This is a genomic window from Microcoleus sp. S36b_A4 (assembly GCF_036700645.1).
Classification (GTDB): domain Bacteria; phylum Cyanobacteriota; class Cyanobacteriia; order Cyanobacteriales; family Microcoleaceae; genus Microcoleus.
On the sequence record NZ_JAUBPI010000180.1, the window covers coordinates 1 to 4,301 of the forward strand.

Below are 4,301 nucleotides of genomic sequence, written 5' to 3' on the forward strand. Positions count from 1 at the left end.
CGCTCATGTTTCTGGGTCAAAAAAGCTTTATGATGTGATATTACCACGAACTGTTACTATTTTGGAGATGTCTATTGCTATTTTTTTTGACAATGCAGCTTACAACAATACTCACATCTTGCACCATTCTCAATTACTTGTTTAGGAACAGGCAAGATGCCTGTTCCACAAGAAAAGTCATTCTTTGTGGAACGGGCATCTTGCCCGTTCTTGACAATAGTGCAAGATATCAGAATAGTTATTATGCAAGCACCAAAACACTACTCACAAACTGTAGAAAGCATTGGCGAAATAGACTACAATCCAGTACCGCCAAAGCGCTCGGAACGGGTAATCATGCGCGCTAAATTCAAAGGGCGTAAAAAACCTCTGCCGTATATTTTCGATGAAGAACGATCGTAGAGCATTTCTGCGTGTAGGTAAATTAATCAACTATTTTGCAAAATAGGGATGTACCCTTTTGACTTACTTCAAAAAGATGAACTTGCCATTATTTCCATCTACATCCATCTTGATTTGAGCAATGTAAAACTGGCTCTGTACAACTTCACCTTCAGGGGTAAAGGAAATTTCACCGAGAGGGGTATTGTACTTTCCAGCTAGGATTTGCTGATTCAGCTTTGTGCGTAACTCTGCCAATGACAACGCGCTGAGTTTGGTTTTACTATCCAAAGCTTTCAAGGCTTCCACGAATACTTGTACGGCAGTGAAGGCTTGAGCACTAAACTGCGGTGGTTCCTTCTTGCTTTGCTTTACATAAGCATCGCGGAAGGCAGCATTGATTTCGCCTGGGGCTTCGGGACTATAGGCTTGAGCAATGATAATACCATCGCAGAGTGCTTGACACACCGAGAAGATATTAGATGTGTTCAAACCATTGCCGCCAACGATCGTACCTTGATAACCCAGTTCCCGCAGTTGCCGGATCGAGTTACCTCCATCCGCTGCCAATCCTGAAATAACAACTAAGTCGGGTTGGAGAGCGAGTGCATTACCAATTTGAGCTTGGAAGTCCGTGTCAGTAGTTTGGAACTTTTGGACGGTGACGATATCCAGCCCTTGGTTTTTAATCGCTTGCTGGAAAATTTTTGTCTCCGATGTCGTAAAAGCGTCATTTTGAGCATAAAAGACAGCGACTTTTTTAATCTTAGGATTAAGCTTAAGCGCTGCCTTTACTGCATTGGGAGCTACAAGCGAAATAGGTGCAGAGACACGCGCAATATACTCACCAATCTCAGGAATCCCTTTGGCAGTATTCGATGCGCCAATGACTGGCACTTTTGCTCGTTCTGCGATTGGATTGGCACTAAATGCCTGCTGAGAAGATGATGGCCCAACAATGCCAACCACTCGATCTTGATTAATTAGAGTTTGGAAGGCGTTGATGGCTCCTGCTTCATCTCCTCCAGTGTCTTGAAACACCATTTTAATAGGAGTACCATTAACACCTCCCCTCTCGTTGAAATATTTCTCAGCAATTTTGACACCACCCACTGATTCTTGAGCTAAAAGAGCATAGTTGCTGGTTTGCGAGAATGCTGCTCCAATTGGAAGGGCAGTGGCCCAATTGGGTGTAGCTGCTGCTGGTGTATTGCTCGGAGTATTAGTGGTGGTGGTAGGTTGATTGGTTTGACTGCAAGCAACAACCAGTAAAAAAGTGATGAACGAGGTGAGAATGTGAGTAAAGATACTTTTCTTAAACATCTTAGGACTTCCGCAGTGAGTATGTGCAACTACAATAGTCCTGAACATTTAGTTAGGTAATTGGTAATTGGTAATTCTATCTTACTCCCAACTTTCGCCAACTGAGATAAGGCGAAACTAGCCAGCGGCTGTTAATTACTCATCTAAGAATTGTGCTGAATATTTAAACAGTTGACTGTTGACTGTTGACAGTTAACAAAGTTACAGTATTATGCCTTCTTCCTGACATCCGTTACATCCGTTACAAAATCCGCTGCCGAACTTTCTTCGCGCCGATTTCCCCACCAAACCCCTGCTGCAAAAGTCAGAGATGCGATCGCAACTCCTCCCCCTATTCCCGCCCACCATAAAGACACGGGTAAATTATTAAAATTAATTTCTGTTACCTTTGGAGTTGCGTCTTTCTTTTCCTCGTCTTTTGAGGGCTTGTTGTCGCCGCGCAAAGATTGTGCGTAAAGTTGAGGTGCTCGCTGCGTTACTATCAAATCTCCCTCGAATAAACCCCTCTTCACTTCAACTAAATCTCCCGCAGTTTGACCGAGTTCAATTTCAACCGCTTGATAAGCATTGCCATTTTGGACGTAAACGGTTTTTTTCCCGCTAACATCCACTACCGCCGCACTCGGAATTGCTAAAATATTTGTGGCAGTTTTGTCTGTTAAAATCTCCAACTCAGCAAACAGTCCGGGCTTTAATTCACCGTTAATATTATCTAGTTCTGCTTTCACCGGCACCACCCGCGTTTCTCCTGACACGGATGACCCAATTAAGGCGATTTCTCCATTGAAAGTGCGATCGGGTAAATTAGCGACTTTTACCCTGACTTCCTGACCCTGTTTTACTTGATTCAGGTCTTTTTCGTAAATATTGGCTGTGGCAAAAACGCGGCTGTCATTTAAGAGGCTCATCAACGGTTTTTCAGCGTTTACTGATTCTCCTGGGGTGATTTCGCGATCGGCTACCGTGCCCGAAATCGGAGCAACTACGGTAACGAGTCCTCGATCGTTGGCAACAGTTCCTAATTGTTGCAGTCGCGCTTGATAGGCTGCATCAGCCAAGCGAATGCGCGACTGAGCGACTTCGACGGCAGTTTTGCCGCGTTTGACTTGGTTCTCGGCTTCTAGGACTTCCCGGCGGCTCTGAGCTCTGGTAAGTTGAGCTTTTGCTTCTGCTACTCTGCCTTGAGATTCCCGCAATTCCCGCATTGGGAGGTCTACTTCGGCTTGTTTAATTTCGGTTTCGGCTTTGATAACTTCAGGACGGCTTTTTGCCTTCGCCACAGCGGCTTTTGCTTCGGCGAAGTGGGCTTGCGATTCCAGCATTGTGCGTCGCGCGATCGCCCCAGATGCCACTAATTCTTTGTCGCGATCGAACTGTTCTTTAGCCACAGTCAGTTCTGTTTCGGCTCGCGCTATGTCGGCTTGCGCTATTTCAACTTGACGCTGATAGTTTTCTTTAGCGGCTTGCACCACGGAACGCTTATTTACTAATTCTTGTTCTTGCTGGTACTGCTTAGTTACCGCTGCCAATTGGGTTTGGGCTTGGGCGATTTCTGCTGCAGATATCTGACTTTGGCGATCGTAATTTTCTCGTGCTAGTTTGAAATCTCCTTCCGCTTGCTGCAAATCGGCCTCAGCTTCGGCACGTTTCGAGAGAGATTCAACCCGCAATTGTCCTAATTCTGAACTCGATACAACCGCAAGGGCTTGACCTTTTGATACTTTGTCCCCAGGCTTAACCAGCAACTCTACTACTTTCCCAGCAACAGGAGCCGTAACTTCTACTTTTTCGTTGGGTAAAGTTTCAATTTCTCCAGTAGTTTTAATGCCGATATCTAGTCTCTGGCGCGTGGCAGGGGAGATTTTAATTCCTAACCGTTTTGCTGTTTCGGCATCGACAGAAATAGCAGCAGGAGTTTCAGTTGTTTCGCCGCTATGGTGAAATTCATTTCCGTGGCCAGCGTGGGCAAAAACAGCGGCAGGATAACTTAGCAAAATTAGGCTGAACAAACTTCCCGAAAAGCTGCTAATAATTGCCGGACATTGAGCATATTTATGAAATATCATCGTTGGCATTGTCCTTGAAATCAGGTTGAGTACCACAGGTTTAGCAGTTGGTATTTTGCCAAGGTAAGTAAATGATACCCATTAAGTAAAGTTACTTATTAGCATTTTCCAAGAAGCGACCGCTAAGCAATGACCGAGAGCTAGAAATGCTCTACTCAACCTAGTATTTCACGGTCAAATGAAATTAGGATGAAATTTCGCATCAGCAGCCCAGATGCCCACCAGATTCTAAAATACGAAGATAAGTTGTGCCTAATGACAAGCGATTGTGCTGTAGATTTTTTTCCGTTTTTTTAATCTCTGCTCGCGCTTCAATTTCGTTTGTCAATGCGCTCACTAGCTCATCTACGGCTGCATTTGATTTATAAGTGGTGTTTAATTCCAAGCTATTCAATATCATAAACTACCCTATCTATCTATATAGATTTTTGCTGACGTATCTACTACTTTAGAGCAGGGTAAGAGCATCTCAATCAGGCTTGACACAAGCACTTGAGAATCTGCATCATATAGTCATCATTCATCGCCGCT

At 44.4% G+C, this 4,301-nt stretch carries 4 protein-coding genes; 1 reads left to right on the forward strand and 3 read right to left on the reverse strand.

Annotated elements, in window-relative coordinates; genetic code table 11:
- Positions 1-156 precede the first annotated feature (156 nt).
- The gene (locus QUA03_RS28355; protein WP_333216986.1) at positions 157-402 is read left to right on the forward strand and encodes a hypothetical protein; all 246 of its coding nucleotides are present in this window, start codon (positions 157-159) and stop codon (positions 400-402) included.
- A gap of 63 nt (positions 403-465) precedes the next feature.
- Here QUA03_RS28355 and QUA03_RS28360 read toward each other — a convergent pair whose 3' ends face one another.
- The 3 genes from QUA03_RS28360 to QUA03_RS28370 form a co-directional block, all read right to left on the reverse strand.
- Positions 466-1,704, reverse strand: a complete 1,239-nt coding sequence (locus QUA03_RS28360; RefSeq protein ID WP_333216988.1) for an ABC transporter substrate-binding protein — start codon at positions 1,702-1,704, stop codon at positions 466-468.
- Between the two features lie 209 nt (positions 1,705-1,913).
- Positions 1,914-3,770 carry an efflux RND transporter periplasmic adaptor subunit gene (locus tag QUA03_RS28365; RefSeq protein ID WP_445304882.1) on the reverse strand — a complete coding sequence of 619 codons (1,857 nt, stop codon included), beginning with the start codon at positions 3,768-3,770 and terminating at the stop codon, positions 1,914-1,916.
- Positions 3,771-3,972: 202 nt separating this feature from the next.
- Entirely contained in the window at positions 3,973-4,170 is a 198-nt protein-coding gene (locus tag QUA03_RS28370) for a hypothetical protein (RefSeq protein ID WP_333216992.1), read from the reverse strand.
- Between the last annotated feature and the right edge of the window lie 131 nt (positions 4,171-4,301).